Here is a 13,832-nt window from a genome sequence, read left to right as displayed (position 1 = left end):
CCCAAACGCCATGGCAGAAAAAAAACTCCAGCCCATCATCATCAAGCGCATCAAGAAAGGCGGCCATGCGGTGCATGGTGGCGCCTGGAAGATCGCTTATGCCGACTTCGTGACGGCGATGATGGCGTTCTTCCTGCTGATGTGGCTGCTGGGCTCCACGGCCAAGGGCGAACTGCAGGGGATCGCCGCGTATTTCGCGTCGCCGCTCAAGGTGGCAATGACTGGCGGCGACGGCGCGGGCAACAGCTCCAGTGTGATTCCGGGCGGGGGCAACGATCTCTCGAAGGTGCACGGACAAGTGCGTCGCTCTGACGTGGAAGAGGCCAAGCAGCGCCGCATGAGCATTGATGCCGCCCGCGCCGAGCGCGCCAAGCAGGACCTGGACCGCATCAAGGCCCTGGAGGCCAAGATCGACGCGCTCATCACTGAAAACCCGCGCCTGAACGAATACAAGTCGCAGATCCGCATCGACATCACCCCCGACGGCCTGCAGATCCAGATCATTGACGACCAGAACCGCCCCATGTTCGACAGCGGCAGCGCGTTGGTGAAACCCTACATGCGCGACATCCTGCGCGAGATCGGGGCGGCGCTGGGCGGGGTGGAAAACCGCATCAGCCTGGCCGGGCACACCGACGCCGTGCCTTACGGAAACAGCGACCGGGGCTACAGCAACTGGGAGCTGTCGGCCGACCGCGCCAATGCCTCACGCCGCGAGCTTGTGTCGGCCGGCATGCCAGACGCTAAACTGGGACGTGTGGTGGGCTTGGCGGCCAGCGATCTGCTGGAGCCAAACAACCCGCGCGCACCCGCCAACCGGCGCATCACCATCACGGTGCTGACCCGCGAGGCCGAAGAACGACTCATGGGCAAAGGGATTCCCGAAATCACTTCCACAGAACTGCTGAATGAAAAGCGGGAAAATCCCCCCCCAAGCAGGTAACAGTTACGACTTGTCACCAAACCTGCCACCCATGACAATGCCCACAGTAATTCTCGACCGAAAGGGTCCCAAGTGACCACAGCCCTTCGTTTTTTGATCGTTGACGACTTCTCCACCATGCGGCGCATCGTGCGCAATCTGCTCAAGGAAAGCGGCTTTGCCGATGCCGACGAGGCCGAAGATGGCGTGGCCGCCCTGAACAAGCTGCGCAACAGCAAGTTCGACTTCGTGGTGACGGACATCAACATGCCCAACATGAACGGCTTTCAGCTGCTGGCTGAAATCAAGAAGGACGACAAGCTCAAGCACTTGCCCGTCCTCATGGTCACAGCCGAAGCCCGCAAGGAAGACATCGTGGCAGCCGCCCAGGGTGGCGCAGCGGGTTACATCGTCAAACCCTTCACCAAGGCCACGCTGGAAGAAAAAGTGACCTTGATCCTGAAAAAGATGGGGCTATGACACCATGGACGACACACCGGACAACAGCCAGCCGCCTGCCGATGTACACCACAAGATTGGCCAGCTGACGCGCCAGCTGCACGATTCGCTCAACGAACTGGGCTATGCCGACAAGCTGCGCGGCTCCATGGGCGAACTGCCCGACGCGCAAAGCCGCCTGTCCTACATCGCGCGGTTGACGGGTGAAGCGGCCGAGAAGGTGCTCAACCGCGTCGAACAGGCCAAAGCCCAGCATGACTACATCGCGGCCGAGACGCGCCGGGTCGTCAACTCGCTGGTGGCCGACCCGGTGGCGGCCGTGGCCAAGGGCGAGATCTTCAACTTCCTGACCGATGTGGAGCGCGTGACCAAGGAAGCCGACACGCACCTCACCGAAATCATGATGGCGCAGGACTTTCACGACCTCACGGGGCAGGTGATTGCCCGCGTGGTGAACCTGGCGGCCACCATTGAAGACCAGCTGGTCCAGCTGTTGATTCAAACAGCCCCACCCAACGCGCAGGTGCCCGCCGAACCGCCCCGCACTCAGCACCTGCAGGGCCCCGTGGTGGACCCCGAGCACACCCCCGACGTGGTCACCGACCAGTCCCAGGTGGACGACCTGCTGGCCAGCCTCGGGTTCTGAGCCCGTCCGGGGCTTTTTGCGGTCAAAATGGCTGCTAGCGCTTATCCACAAAGCGCTAGCAGCTATCTTTTTTAGCATTCCATCCCGGCCTCACCCACCCTTTTTCGGGTGAGGCCACGCAGGCAAGGCCCCTTCGGCCCGCATGGAAAAGAGGGGGCTGCAGCCCCCTTATCCAGCTTTAGATTTCCGGGCTGCTCACGACAATGGCATGACACCAGCCGTCATGCCACCATGGAATCCAGCCAAGAAAAAAGCCTACCCGCGTCAGAGCGCAAGCTGCAGAAAACGCGCGAAGACGGCCAGGGAGCACGCTCGCGCGATCTCTCCCACCTGGCGATTCTGGGTGCCGGGGCCGCCTGCCTGCTGGTGCTGGCGCCCCAGCTGATGGACCACATGCAGCTGGCCATGAGCCAGCAACTGGCGTTTGACGCCGCCACCGTCATGGCGCCAGGCACCATGCTCAAGCGCCTGCAGGACATGGTGGTGGTGGGCCTGGTGGCCAGTGCAGTGTTTGCCATCCTCACCAGCGCCGCCGCCCTGATCAGCGCCATTGGCGCTGGCGGCTGGATCCTGAGCCTCAAGCCCATCACGCCCCAGTTCAACCGGCTCAACCCGATCTCGGGCCTGGCCAACCTGTTCTCCAAGCAGCAGATGGCCAACGTGGCCAAGATGGTGCTGATGACCGCGATCCTGAGCTATGTGGCCTGGAAGTTCATGGGCAACAGCATCGACACCGTGGCCATGCTGGTGCTGCAGCCCTCCCCCATGGCCATTCGCCAGCTGGCTGATTGGCTGACTTCGGGCATGAGCCTGCTGCTGCTGGTCGTATTCCTGGCCGCGCTAGTGGACGTGCCGCTGCAGGCCTACTTCTTCAAGTCGCGCCTGAAGATGTCGCACGAGGAAGTCAAGCAAGAGCACAAGGAATCCGACGGCAACCCCCACACCAAGGGCCGCATCCGCCAGAAGCAGCGCGAGATTGCCGACCGCGCCAGCGTGGGCGCAGTTCCCAAGGCCGACTTCGTGGTGATGAACCCCACCCACTATGCGGTGGCACTCAAGTACGACGAAAAGACCATGAGTGCCCCCCAAGTGATATCGCGCGGCACCGACCTCATCGCGCTCAAGATCCGCGACGTGGCCAAGGCGCACGACGTGCCCGTGCTGCAGTCGCCCATGCTGGCCCGGGCGTTGTATGCGCATGCCGAACTGGACCAGGCCATTCCCGCCACGCTCTACACCGCCGTGGCCCAGGTGCTGGCCTATGTCTACCGCCTCAAGGCCGCCCTGCGTGGCGAAGGCCGCATGCCCGACAGCCTGGTGGAGCCCTTCGTTCCGCCTGAACTTGATCCGCTGAACCGCACTCCCGTGCAAGGCGCCGCCGTATGAACACCTCCGTAACGTCTCTTCGACAATGGGCGGGCACCAATGCAAGCGCCCTGCAGGGCCTGTCGGCACCACTGCTGGTGGTGGCGATCCTGGCGCTCATGGTGTTGCCCATCCCGCCCTGGCTGCTCGACGCGTTTTTCACGCTCAACATCGCCGTGGCCCTGATGGTGATGATGGTGGCGGCCTACATGCTGCGGCCGCTCGATTTCGCAGCCTTTCCCTCGGTGCTGCTGCTGACCACCCTGATGCGCCTGTCGCTGAACGTGGCCTCCACGCGCGTGGTGCTGCTCGAAGGCCACACCGGCCCCGGCGCCGCCGGTGCGGTGATCGAGGCCTTCGGCCACTTCTTGATCGGCGGCAACTTCGCCGTCGGCCTGATCGTGTTCGCCATCCTGGTGGTGATCAACTTTGTGGTGATCACCAAGGGCGCCGAGCGCATTGCCGAAGTGTCGGCACGCTTTACCCTGGACGCCATGCCCGGCAAGCAGATGGCCGTGGACGCCGACCTGAATGCCGGACTGATCGACGAAAAGGAAGCCAAGCGCCGCCGCGCCGAAGTGGCGGAAGAAGCCAACTTCTTTGGCTCCATGGACGGTGCCTCCAAGTTCGTGCGCGGCGATGCGGTCGCCGGCATCCTGATTTTGCTCATCAACATCATCGGTGGCTTTGCCATCGGGGTTTTGCAGCACGACCTCTCGGCCAAGCAGGCGGCTGATAGCTACATCCTGCTGGCCATTGGTGATGCGCTGGTGGCACAGATTCCCGGGCTGCTGATCTCGGTGGCTGCGGCCATGGTGATCTCGCGCGTGGGCAAGGACCACGACATGGGCCGCCAGATCGTGCAGCAGCTCTTCATGTCGCCCCGCGTGCTGGGCGTGACCGCCGGCATCCTGCTGCTGCTGGGCGTGATCCCCGGCATGCCCCACATGGTGTTCCTGACCATGGGCGGCCTCTTGGGCTACGCCGCCTGGGTGCTGTACGAACGCCAGAAAGTGCCGCCCGAAGTCGAAGCACCGCCCGCCCCGGTCAGCGATGGCGAAGCCACCTGGGACGACCTGCAACCCATAGACCTGCTGGGCCTGGAGCTGGGCTACCGCCTGATCAGCCTGGTGGACAAGAGCCGCCAGGGCGACCTGCTCACCCGCATCAAGGGCGTGCGCCGCAAGTTTGCGCAAGAAGTGGGCTTCTTGCCGCCCGCCGTGCATGTGCGCGACAACCTCGAACTCAAGCCCAGCGGCTACCGCATCACGCTGCGTGGCGTGGTGGTGGGCGAAGGCGAAGCCTTCCCCGGCATGTTCCTGGCCATCAACCCCGGCGGTATCACCACGCCCCTGATCGGCACGCCCACCACCGACCCCGCTTTTGGCCTGCCAGCCCACTGGATCGACGAACGGCAGAAGGAAGCCGCACAAATGGCGGGTTTTACCGTCGTTGATTCCGAAACCGTGATGGCCACCCATTTGTCACACTTGATGCAAGTGCAAGCCGCCAAGCTTCTGAGTCGCACAGAAACCCAGCAACTGGTGGAGCACGTGGCCAAGCTGGCCCCCAAGCTCATCGAAGAAGTGGTCCCCAAAATGGTCTCCATCGCAACGTTCCAGAAGGTCCTCCAGCTGCTGCTGGAAGAGTCTGTGCACATCCGCGATATCCGGACCATCATCGAAACGCTGGCCGAGCACGCTGGTGGCATCACAGACCCGGTCGAGCTGGCCCGCCGCGTGCGCATTGCGCTGTCGCCCGCCATCGTCCAGCAGATCTACGGCCCCACCCGCGAACTCAACGTGATTGCGATCGAGCCTGGCCTGGAACGCCTGCTGGTGCAAGCCCTGGGCAACGCAGCAGGACCGGCTCTGGACCCCGGCGTGGCCGACATCCTCACGCAAAAGGCCGCCGAGGTGGCCCTCAAGCAGGAAGAGATGGGCCTGCCCGCCTGCCTGCTGGTTCCCGACCAGATCCGCAACGCCATCTCCCGCCTGGTGCGCCGTGTGGCGCCCCGGCTGCAGGTGCTTGCGCACAGTGAAATCCCAGAGACCCACACCATCCGCATTGGGCCGATCCTTAGAGGTGCATCAGCATGAACATCAAACGCTTTACCGCCCCCACCTCCCGCGAGGCATTGGCCAAGGCGCGCATGGCCTTTGGAGAGGGCACCCTCATCCTGTCCAACCGCCCCACGGCCAACGGCGTCGAGGTTGTGGCCACGGCCGAAGACACGCTGTCGGCCCTGGATGGAAGTGCAGGCGCGTCCAGCAACCCGCCCTTGCTGGCCCCCACACCGGCGCGCAGCGCCCCCCAGCGCGCCAGCCAGACAGCCGCAGCTGGCACCCTGGGCCGCAACGCAGTCGAGGAAGACACCGAGCAGCTGGCGATGAGCACGCTGTCGTTCCAGGACTACGTGCGCGAGCGCATGCTGCGCCGCCGCCACGAGGCGCTCAACGGCCCGGCCGAACCACAAACGTTGTCGGAGCGCAGCCGCGACCAGGAGCCCGAGCGTGAACGCATGCCAGCACCCGCCGTCGTGCGCCACAACCCGCTGCGCAGCATCCCCATGGACATTCCACCGGAGCCTCCACGCCGCCGGCAGGAAGCCGCCAGCGCCCACCTGGCCCAGTCGAACAACAACCAGCAAAGCGTGATGAATGAACTCCATGCCATGAGGGAGTTGATCGAAGACCGCTTTAACACCATGGCCTGGCTGGGCCAGGCGCGCCAGAACCCGATCCAGTCCAACCTCATGCTCAAGATGATCCGTGCAGGCTACTCCCCATCTTTGGCCCGCGCCGTGCTCGAGCGCATGCCGGAAGACCTGTCGGCCGCCGAGTCGGTGCGCTGGCTGATGGAAGTGCTGGAGCGCAACCTCAAGACCGACCTGGCCGAGCCTCCGCTGTATGAGCAAGGCGGCATCTTCGCGATGGTGGGATCCACCGGCGTGGGCAAGACCACGACCACGGCCAAGCTGGCCGCGCTGTGTGCGCGCATCCATGGCCCGGGCAGCGTGGGCCTGATCACTCTGGACACCTACCGCGTGGGCGCGCACGAGCAGCTGCGCAGCTACGGCCGCATGCTGGGCATCGTGGCCCATCTGGCGCACGACCGCGCAGCTCTGCAGGACCTGCTGGGCCTGCTCAGCGGCAAGAAAATGGTGCTGATCGACACCACCGGCGTGGCCCCCCGCGACCCGCGCAAGCGCGACATGCTGGACGTGCTGGATCTGCCCCACGTCAACCGCCTGCTGGTGCTCAACGCGGGCTGCCATGGCGACACGCTCGATGACGTGCTCACTGCATTCAAGACCGAAGGTTCCCAGCAAGCCATCTTATCCAAGGTGGACGAGGCCGTGAAGCTTGGCCCCGCCATCGACGCACTGATCCGCCACCAGATGGTGCTGCGCGGCGTGACCAACGGCCAGCGTGTGCCGGAAGACTGGGAACGTGCCGATGCGCACAAGCTCATCAGCACCTCCATGCGCGCGCCTGCCAAGTCGGCCTTCGACCCCAAGGCGACCGACCTGAATTTCTTCTTCTCGCATTCGCCCGACACCATGAACGAACGGGGGCTGGTCGATGCTTGATATCGCCTTTCATCAGGCAGCCGGCCTGCACAGCTTCACTCCGCAGTCAGAGCTGCGCGTGGTGGCTGTTGCCAGCCAGGACAACGCGGGCACCGGGCTGGAGACGCTCTGGCAGATCTGCGCCAGCCTGCAGCGCCTGGGCTACCCGGTCGTGGTGCTCGACGGCACAGCGCAGGAGACGGATGAGTACCCGGGTTTGCTGCACCTGCTGCAACAAGCGCCGTGGAACGAGGGCGTCAGCCTCAACATGGGGGCCATGGCCTCATCGCTGGCAGTGATTCCCGCAGCCAAAGGCCTGCAGCGCATCAGCCGCGAGGCCAGCCGCAACGAGACCGCACCCCTGCCCTGTCTGCTGCCCTATTTCCGAACCTACGGGCTGATCGTGCTGCACGCGCCTGCGGCCACGCTGGGGCCGCTGCTGACGCACACCGCCACCGTACCGCTGGTGGTGATGGGCGACGGCTCGGCTGGTGTGCTGACCAGTTACAAGAGCCTCAAACAGATCGCGGTGCACACAGGACTGCCCTGTATGGTGGCGGCTTTGCTGCGCGGCACCACGCCCGCAGAACGGCGCAAGACCCAGCATGCACTGATGACCTTGCAGGACTGCGCGGAACGCCACCTTGGCGGCCCCGTCCGCACGACCACCATCGCCACACAGAACCCTCAGGACCTCCAGCGCCTGGCCTTGCAACTGCTGGAAAATGCGGGCACTATCAGTGAGTCGCTGACAGCGCTGCCACCCAGCAACTTGGCAGCCATGCCTGCGCATTTTGTCCGGAGCCATTGATCTGATTTGTCCGGAGCCGTTGACTAGAGCGTGTTATGCACTTTTACGTACCCACGTTGACCCCAGAGGCTGGTGATCGCAAGGCGCAGTGCGCAGCCAAGGCCGGGGCCTTGACAAGTGCTGAAACGCGGCGAGTGCCTGCCTCTGGGGTCAACCCGGAGGGAAAGCCGGGGCAAGGCCCGGCCACGTCGTTGCAGGCCGCTGGCAGTATTGATACTGCGGCGCGTCCTGCGTCTCGTTGCCGGGCCTTGCCCCGGCTTTCGTGGGCACGTAAAAGTGCATAACACGCTCTCTATGTACACCGCCAAAGGCCAGCTCGATCGTGATGCGATGATCCGCCAGCACGTCCCGCTGGTGCGAAGAATCGCGCACCACATGATCGCCAAGCTGCCTCCCAACGTGGAGCTGGACGACCTGATCCAGGTTGGCATGATGGGCTTGGCGGAAGCCCTGTCGCGCTACGAAGTGGCCCAGGGTGTGCAGTTCGAGACCTTTGCCACCCAGCGCATCCGCGGCGCCATGCTCGACGAGCTGCGCGAGGGCGACTGGATGAGCCGCAGCTCCCGCAAGAGCCAGAAAGACATCGAACACGCCGTGCACCGGCTGGAGCAGAAGCTGGGCCGCAGCCCGCTGGAGTCTGAAATTGCCAGCGAGATGGGCATGAGCTTGGTCGAATACCAAAGCCTGCTCGGCAAGGTTCGGGGTACACAACTGGTGTATCTGGAGGACATGACGCATGGCAACGAGGACGATGACGGCTTTCTGGACCGCCATGTGGCAGACGCCGACGCAGACCCTCTGGAATTGCTGCGCGACCAACGGCTCAAGATGTCGCTGGTGAATGCCATCAAGACCCTGCCCGAACGCGAGCAGCACATCATGGGCATGTACTACGAGCACGACATGAATCTCAAGGAGATCGCGGCCGTGCTGGGGGTGACCGAATCTCGGGTATGCCAGCTGCACAGCCAGTCCATCGCACGCCTGCGGGCCAAGATGCGGGCGCATTGACTACCCCCTGAGTCGCCTTCGGCGCCTTCCCCCTGAAGGGGGACGCCACCAGTGGCCTGGCGGAGCCAGTTCCACGGTGGCACTGGTCGGGGGCTGCGACCGTTTCAGGGGTAACCGCGCCGAGCAGACATCGAAGTTCAATCCTCCGGCCTTCACTGGTAACGGTCAAAACAATAGCTGCTTGCACTTGTAATCCGTGGCTTTGAGAGGTTTTTCCTCTCAAAGCCAACAGGGACAAGCGCCAGCAGCTATCTTTTTTTGGCTCAACCAGCCGATTTGTAGATACGGGCCACGCCGGGCTTGCCGGCCTGTGCGCCCCGACCGTCGCCGTAGGTGGAGGGTGTGCCCGCCTGCGGCACCAAACCTGCCACCTGGCGATCGGCATTCACGGCCAGGCGCGCCAGGCTTTCGCGGTGCACGGCAAGCATGTCGTCAATGGCCCGGGCTCGTTTTTGCAGCTGTGCAGGCACGGGCAGACCCCTGGCTGCAGTCTGCTCAAGAACACGCGCGAACTGGGCCGCTGCATCCCGCAGGGCCACACTGTTCTTTTCCAGGGATTGGGGGTCTGCCGCGAGAAGGGCGGCGGAGACTTTTTCGATCAGCTGTTCAACAGCCGAGAGGGATTCTTCCAGGGACATGGCGCATTGTGGGGTGGATAGCGCCTGCCTGCCAAGTCTGTCAATAAAGGTGCGTGCGGGACGCTGAGGAATCAACCGCGCGAGCGGGCCAGGATTTCCTGGGCGTTGGAGAGCATCTTGTCGGCAATGGCTTCGGCGTCCACCGAGAAAGTGCCTTTTTCGATGGCAGCCCGCACCGCCTTGACCTTGCTCGCATCAAAATCACCTGTGGAACGGGATGTCTGGTCCAGCGCACGGGCAGCGGTGGAGACGGTGACGGGCACACCGGCGGTTGACACAGCCGCAGCGTCTTTGGCGGCTCCTTCAGCAGCGCTGGCAGGACTTTTGGCTTGCTTGGCAAGCCCCGTCTGCGCCAAGGCGCCCGGGAGTTCCGGTTTTTGACCAATCTTCATCGCTCTCTCCACCACCCCGTTTGATGTGGGGCACAGTAGCAATGTTTTCGACCCATTTGGCCCGGACTTTAGCCATTTATCACCGCCCCGTCATCAAAGAGCGACGACCACCGTCCCAACCTCATTCACAGTTCCACTGACTATCCTGCCATTATCCATACGTATGCGAACAATCTGCCCCGCAGCGCCTGCCGACATGGCCTGCCCTGCGGAGGTGACTGCATAGCCAGGGCCCTGGGCAATCACCTTGACCTGGGCGCCTGCGCGAAAGAGCTGGGGGGGCCGCACCATGGTCTGGCGCAATGCCTGGCCGGCCACCAGCTGGCGCGCGGCGACCTGCCCGACCCACATTTCCGGGTTGGCCATCACGGCTGCCGACTCTTCGGCCCAGTCCACTTCCGCCTCGGTGGCGTCATTGGCGGTCAGCACCGTCCCCGGAGCCACCGGGCCGGTCAGCACCCAAGCCGGGCCAAATGCCTTGACGGTCACCGGCAGGTAAACGTTCCATGCGGTTTGCCCCTCGACACAGCGCAGCCCCAGGCGGGTGCGGCCCCACAGCCGGGCGCCGACCGGCAGGTAGGGTTCGACCCGCGCGCACGGCGCCAGCCGCAGCCGCGAGTCGAGTGAGCCAACGCTCACTTCCATGCGCAGCGGCAAGCCGGAGGCCTGGTTGCGCGACATCGCGTCATCCAGCCAGCGTTGGGTCAGCGGGCCCAGGTCGGCACTGGGGTCGGCTGCCGCCTGGGCCAGCGCGGCCCCGCTGCTGCCAGCCACTGCAGTCAACCCCAGCACCACCGCCAGAGCGTGCCGAGCCACAGCACGCCGCCCGGCGATCGCCAGAGCGCCAGCGCGAACCAAAGGGGACACGAAGGGGAAAACGAAGATCGATGGCATGGGGCCTCCTGGGCATCGCAGGTCAACAGGTCTGACCGCGCGGGGCGGCAAAGACTCTTTCACGACTGGAACTATAGGCAGGCGAGCCCTGCGCAAAACCCGAAACTGCGCACCCATTTCCGCGTTCTTCGCGCTTTAGAAAAAAGCGGCGGCTTTCACAATCGAACCACGCCGGAAACCCCCAACCGGCTCCTATTGCAACCCAGGGTGTGAGGCAACCATGCTTGACAAGATGACCAACCGGCTGGACTTTCTCGGCAACGCACTCGTGGTGCGTGCCGAGCGCCAGCGCGCCATCGCCAGCAACATCGCCAACGCTGACACCCCGGGCTACGTGGCACGCGATTTCAGCTTTGGCGATGCGATGCGCGAAGCCACGGGCTTGGGCTCGGGCGTGACCCGCCTGGCCACGGGTGGCTCGGTGGGCACCACGGGCAACCTGGGGGCCAAGGGCGCCACAGACCCCCGCCACATTCCGCTGCCAGCGGCCAGCACGGGCACCGGCGCACCCGGCACGCTGGGTTATTCCGTGCAGACCCAGCCCAGCCTGGACAACAACACGGTGGACCTGGACCGCGAGCGCGCCAACTTTGTCGACAACGCCGTGCGCTACGAAGCCACGCTGCGTTTCATCAACGGCAACGCCAAAACCATGCTCAGCGCGATCCAGGGCCAATAAGCCATCCGCAGTGCAGCGCAGAAAGCGAATCTCCCCATGTCCATGTTCTCCATCTTCAGCGTCTCGGGCAGCGCCGTCAGCGCGCAGTCGCAGCGGCTCAATGTGGTGGCCAGCAACCTGGCCAATGTCGATGCCGTGGCAGGCCCCGACGGCCAGGCCTACAAGGCGCGCCAGGTGGTATTCCAGACCGCCCCCATGGGCGCGGACAGCTCGGCCGGTGTGCGCGTGAGCTCCATCAACGAAAGCAACGTTCCCGGCCGCCGTGTGCACGACCCCAGCCACCCGTCGGCAGACGCGGAAGGCTATGTGACGCACTCCAACGTCAACGCCGTGGAGGAAATGGTCAACATGATCTCCGCCTCCCGCTCTTACCAGAACAACGTCGAGGTCATGAACACGGCCAAGTCGCTGCTCCTCAAGACCCTGCAGATGGGCCAGTAACTCTAGGACGCCACCATGATCCTCAACTCCGCCACCAGCGCGCCCACGGTCACCGATGCGACCGGCACCAAGGCCAACGCCGCCACCGACCCTGCAGCCGCGCAGGACCGCTTCCTGAAACTGCTGGTTGCACAGCTGAACAACCAGGACCCGATGAACCCGCTGGACAACGCCCAGATGACCTCGCAGATTGCGCAGATCAACACGGTGACCGGCATCCAGCAGCTCAACCAGACGATGGAGAGCATGTCGGCGCAGTTCAACTCGCTGCAGGTGATGCAGGGCACGGCCCTGATTGGCCGCAACGTGATGACCGAAGGCTCGACGCTGGCCGTGGCCGACAAGGCCGGCAAGGGTGGCTTTGAGCTGGCCTCGGCCGCCACCAAGGTGAAGGTCGAGGTGATGACCGCTGGCGGCCAGGTGATCGAGACCATGGATCTGGGTGCCAAGGCTGCAGGGCGCCACACCTTCGAGTGGGATGCCAGCAAGTACACCGGCTCCAGCGAGGGACTGCAGTTCCGCGTCAGTGCCGTCAATGGTTCGACCAAGATCGACAGCACGTCGCTGGCCCTGTCCAAGGTCACGGCCGCAGGTGCCGAGGACGGCCAGCTGGTGCTGACCCTGGCCAACGGAAAAACCATCAACTACAGCCAGATCAAGGCCCTGGTCTAACCCGGCCGATTCAGTGATAGCCCCCATCAGGAGAACACCATGAGCTTTCAGCAAGGCCTCTCTGGCTTGAACGCCGCCAGCAAGAACCTCGACGTCATCGGGCACAACATCGCCAACTCCAACACCGTCGGGTTCAAGGCCTCGCGGGCCGAGTTTGCCGAAATGGTGGCGTCCGCCATCGGCTCGTCCGGCGGCACCAATGCGGGCATCGGCGTCGAAGTGGGCGCGGTCTCCCAGCAGTTCACACAGGGCAATCTCACGATCACGGGCAACAGCCTGGATGTCGCCATCAACGGCAACGGCTTTTTCACGCTCACGCTGCCCGATGGCACACCCGCCTACACCCGCTCCGGCAACTTCAAGCTGGACAAGGAGGGCAACATGATCACCAACGACAACGCCAACGTGATGGGTTACCCCGTGGACCCGGTCACCGGCCTGCGTTCGGGCACCGACCCCATCCCGATGGTGTTCCCCACCTCCGAGCCCATCCCTGCCAAGCAGACCACCACGATCACGGCAGCATTCAACCTGCCGGCCACGGCCACCGATGCGGCCGGCGACCCTGCCGCCACGCCGCCCATCCCGGCCACACCCCGCGCCACCTACGGCACGTCGATCAACGTGTTCGACAGCCAGGGCGTGGCCAAGCCAGTGAGCCTGTACTTCCAGAAGACCGCTACCGACAACACCTGGGACGTGTACGACCAGCTGGACGACCCCACGGCAGTGCCTCCAGTGGTGGCAACTCCTATAGGCCAGATCACGTTTGACAACAATGGCGCCATCACGGCCCCCGTGGCCACGCCCCCCGCCACGGGCTTCGCGCTCACGCTGAACGTGAACCCGACCCCGCCCAACCCCAACAACCTGCCCGCGTTTGATGTGGCGGTGAGCCTGGACAAAGTCTCACAGAGCGGCAACAAGTTCTCGGTCTCCAACCTGAGCCAGGACGGCTACACCACGGGCGAGCTCACCGGCATCAACATCGAGAACAACGGGATGATCATGACCCGTTACTCGAACGGCGTGACCCGTGCAGAAGGCCAGCTGGCGCTGTCGAGCTTCCGCAATACGCAGGGCCTGGCTTCGGTAGGCGGCAACAACTGGGTCGCCACCTTTGAATCCGGCCAGCCGGTGGCTGGCACGGCCACCGACGGCAACTTCGGGTCGCTGCGCTCGGGCGCGCTGGAAGACTCCAACGTGGACCTGACCGCCGAGCTGGTGAACATGATGACCGCACAGCGCGCCTACCAGGCCAATGCCCAGACCATCAAGACGCAAGACCAGGTGATGTCCACCCTGGTGAACTTGCGTTGATCGGGAACGGT

General features: G+C 64.2%; 15 protein-coding genes. 12 read left to right on the top strand and 3 right to left on the bottom strand.

Features of this window, described 5'->3' with window-relative positions:
* Positions 1–10 precede the first annotated feature (10 nt).
* From motB to ACQ4MJ_RS25085, 8 genes are all read left to right on the top strand, one after another.
* On the top strand, positions 11–943 hold the full coding sequence (motB, locus tag ACQ4MJ_RS25120; RefSeq protein ID WP_055398298.1) for a flagellar motor protein MotB: 933 nt from the start codon (positions 11–13) through the stop codon (positions 941–943).
* Positions 944–1,015: 72 nt separating this feature from the next.
* Positions 1,016–1,402: a chemotaxis response regulator CheY gene (gene cheY / locus ACQ4MJ_RS25115; protein WP_010466076.1), complete on the top strand. Its 387-nt coding sequence runs from the start codon at positions 1,016–1,018 to the stop codon at positions 1,400–1,402.
* A gap of 4 nt (positions 1,403–1,406) precedes the next feature.
* Positions 1,407–2,027: a protein phosphatase CheZ gene (locus ACQ4MJ_RS25110; protein ID WP_121421289.1), complete on the top strand. Its 621-nt coding sequence runs from the start codon at positions 1,407–1,409 to the stop codon at positions 2,025–2,027.
* Positions 2,028–2,258: 231 nt separating this feature from the next.
* Entirely contained in the window at positions 2,259–3,413 is a 1,155-nt protein-coding gene (locus tag ACQ4MJ_RS25105) for an EscU/YscU/HrcU family type III secretion system export apparatus switch protein (RefSeq protein WP_055398300.1), read from the top strand.
* The gene (gene flhA, locus ACQ4MJ_RS25100; protein WP_431150864.1) at positions 3,410–5,491 is read left to right on the top strand and encodes a flagellar biosynthesis protein FlhA; all 2,082 of its coding nucleotides are present in this window, start codon (positions 3,410–3,412) and stop codon (positions 5,489–5,491) included. Before ACQ4MJ_RS25105 ends, flhA begins: the two co-directional genes overlap by 4 nt.
* Entirely contained in the window at positions 5,488–6,984 is a 1,497-nt protein-coding gene (flhF, locus tag ACQ4MJ_RS25095) for a flagellar biosynthesis protein FlhF (protein WP_431150865.1), read from the top strand. The genes flhA and flhF overlap by 4 nt, the downstream gene beginning before the upstream one ends.
* Positions 6,977–7,774, top strand: a complete 798-nt coding sequence (locus ACQ4MJ_RS25090) for a hypothetical protein (protein WP_121421292.1) — start codon at positions 6,977–6,979, stop codon at positions 7,772–7,774. Before flhF ends, ACQ4MJ_RS25090 begins: the two co-directional genes overlap by 8 nt.
* Positions 7,775–8,068: 294 nt before the next feature.
* Positions 8,069–8,785, top strand: coding sequence for an RNA polymerase sigma factor FliA (locus tag ACQ4MJ_RS25085; protein WP_121421293.1), 717 nt, complete (start codon positions 8,069–8,071; stop codon positions 8,783–8,785).
* Positions 8,786–9,048: 263 nt separating this feature from the next.
* Here the strand turns inward: ACQ4MJ_RS25085 and ACQ4MJ_RS25080 are convergent, their stop codons facing one another.
* The 3 genes from ACQ4MJ_RS25080 to flgA all read right to left on the bottom strand — a co-directional run bounded on the left by ACQ4MJ_RS25080 (position 9,049) and on the right by flgA (position 10,709).
* Complete coding sequence (locus ACQ4MJ_RS25080) at positions 9,049–9,423, bottom strand: hypothetical protein (protein ID WP_121508443.1); 375 nt, start codon at positions 9,421–9,423, stop codon at positions 9,049–9,051.
* Positions 9,424–9,494: 71 nt separating this feature from the next.
* Positions 9,495–9,815 (bottom strand): flagellar biosynthesis anti-sigma factor FlgM, encoded by a 321-nt coding sequence (gene flgM, locus ACQ4MJ_RS25075; RefSeq protein ID WP_121508442.1) that lies wholly within the window; start codon positions 9,813–9,815, stop codon positions 9,495–9,497.
* A gap of 93 nt (positions 9,816–9,908) precedes the next feature.
* A complete protein-coding gene (gene flgA / locus ACQ4MJ_RS25070; RefSeq protein WP_228898966.1) occupies positions 9,909–10,709 on the bottom strand; it encodes a flagellar basal body P-ring formation chaperone FlgA in 801 nt (266 codons plus the stop codon).
* Positions 10,710–10,929: 220 nt separating this feature from the next.
* Here flgA and flgB point away from each other — a divergent pair, with 220 nt between their 5' ends.
* The 4 genes from flgB to flgE are packed head-to-tail and all read left to right on the top strand — an operon-like array spanning position 10,930 to position 13,821.
* Positions 10,930–11,388: a flagellar basal body rod protein FlgB gene (gene flgB / locus ACQ4MJ_RS25065; protein WP_431150866.1), complete on the top strand. Its 459-nt coding sequence runs from the start codon at positions 10,930–10,932 to the stop codon at positions 11,386–11,388.
* Positions 11,389–11,424: 36 nt separating this feature from the next.
* Positions 11,425–11,829 (top strand): flagellar basal body rod protein FlgC, encoded by a 405-nt coding sequence (gene flgC, locus ACQ4MJ_RS25060; RefSeq protein WP_121421298.1) that lies wholly within the window; start codon positions 11,425–11,427, stop codon positions 11,827–11,829.
* Positions 11,830–11,844: 15 nt separating this feature from the next.
* The gene (locus tag ACQ4MJ_RS25055; RefSeq protein WP_431150867.1) at positions 11,845–12,501 is read left to right on the top strand and encodes a flagellar hook assembly protein FlgD; all 657 of its coding nucleotides are present in this window, start codon (positions 11,845–11,847) and stop codon (positions 12,499–12,501) included.
* Positions 12,502–12,540: 39 nt separating this feature from the next.
* Positions 12,541–13,821, top strand: a complete 1,281-nt coding sequence (gene flgE, locus ACQ4MJ_RS25050) for a flagellar hook protein FlgE (RefSeq protein WP_121421300.1) — start codon at positions 12,541–12,543, stop codon at positions 13,819–13,821.
* The last annotated feature ends 11 nt before the right edge of the window (positions 13,822–13,832 follow it).

Origin of the sequence: Acidovorax facilis (assembly GCF_050626955.1) — a bacterium.
Taxonomy (GTDB): Bacteria; Pseudomonadota; Gammaproteobacteria; order Burkholderiales; family Burkholderiaceae_C; genus Acidovorax; species Acidovorax facilis.
Note: the sequence above shows the minus strand (reverse complement) of the source record. Positions and strands in the feature narration are given on the sequence as shown.

Bases quoted from the DNA above. Each gene is read 5' to 3' on its own strand.
- motB (WP_055398298.1), top strand. From the start codon at position 11: ATGGCAGAAAAAAAACTCCAGCCCATCATCATCAAGCGCATCAAGAAA.
- ACQ4MJ_RS25110 (WP_121421289.1), top strand. From the start codon at position 1,407: ATGGACGACACACCGGACAACAGCCAGCCGCCTGCCGATGTACACCAC.
- ACQ4MJ_RS25105 (WP_055398300.1), top strand. From the start codon at position 2,259: ATGGAATCCAGCCAAGAAAAAAGCCTACCCGCGTCAGAGCGCAAGCTG.
- flhA (WP_431150864.1), top strand. From the start codon at position 3,410: ATGAACACCTCCGTAACGTCTCTTCGACAATGGGCGGGCACCAATGCA.
- flhF (WP_431150865.1), top strand. From the start codon at position 5,488: ATGAACATCAAACGCTTTACCGCCCCCACCTCCCGCGAGGCATTGGCC.
- ACQ4MJ_RS25090 (WP_121421292.1), top strand. From the start codon at position 6,977: ATGCTTGATATCGCCTTTCATCAGGCAGCCGGCCTGCACAGCTTCACT.
- ACQ4MJ_RS25085 (WP_121421293.1), top strand. From the start codon at position 8,069: ATGTACACCGCCAAAGGCCAGCTCGATCGTGATGCGATGATCCGCCAG.
- ACQ4MJ_RS25080 (WP_121508443.1), bottom strand. From the start codon at position 9,423: ATGTCCCTGGAAGAATCCCTCTCGGCTGTTGAACAGCTGATCGAAAAA.
- flgM (WP_121508442.1), bottom strand. From the start codon at position 9,815: ATGAAGATTGGTCAAAAACCGGAACTCCCGGGCGCCTTGGCGCAGACG.
- flgA (WP_228898966.1), bottom strand. From the start codon at position 10,709: ATGCCATCGATCTTCGTTTTCCCCTTCGTGTCCCCTTTGGTTCGCGCT.
- flgB (WP_431150866.1), top strand. From the start codon at position 10,930: ATGCTTGACAAGATGACCAACCGGCTGGACTTTCTCGGCAACGCACTC.
- flgC (WP_121421298.1), top strand. From the start codon at position 11,425: ATGTCCATGTTCTCCATCTTCAGCGTCTCGGGCAGCGCCGTCAGCGCG.
- ACQ4MJ_RS25055 (WP_431150867.1), top strand. From the start codon at position 11,845: ATGATCCTCAACTCCGCCACCAGCGCGCCCACGGTCACCGATGCGACC.
- flgE (WP_121421300.1), top strand. From the start codon at position 12,541: ATGAGCTTTCAGCAAGGCCTCTCTGGCTTGAACGCCGCCAGCAAGAAC.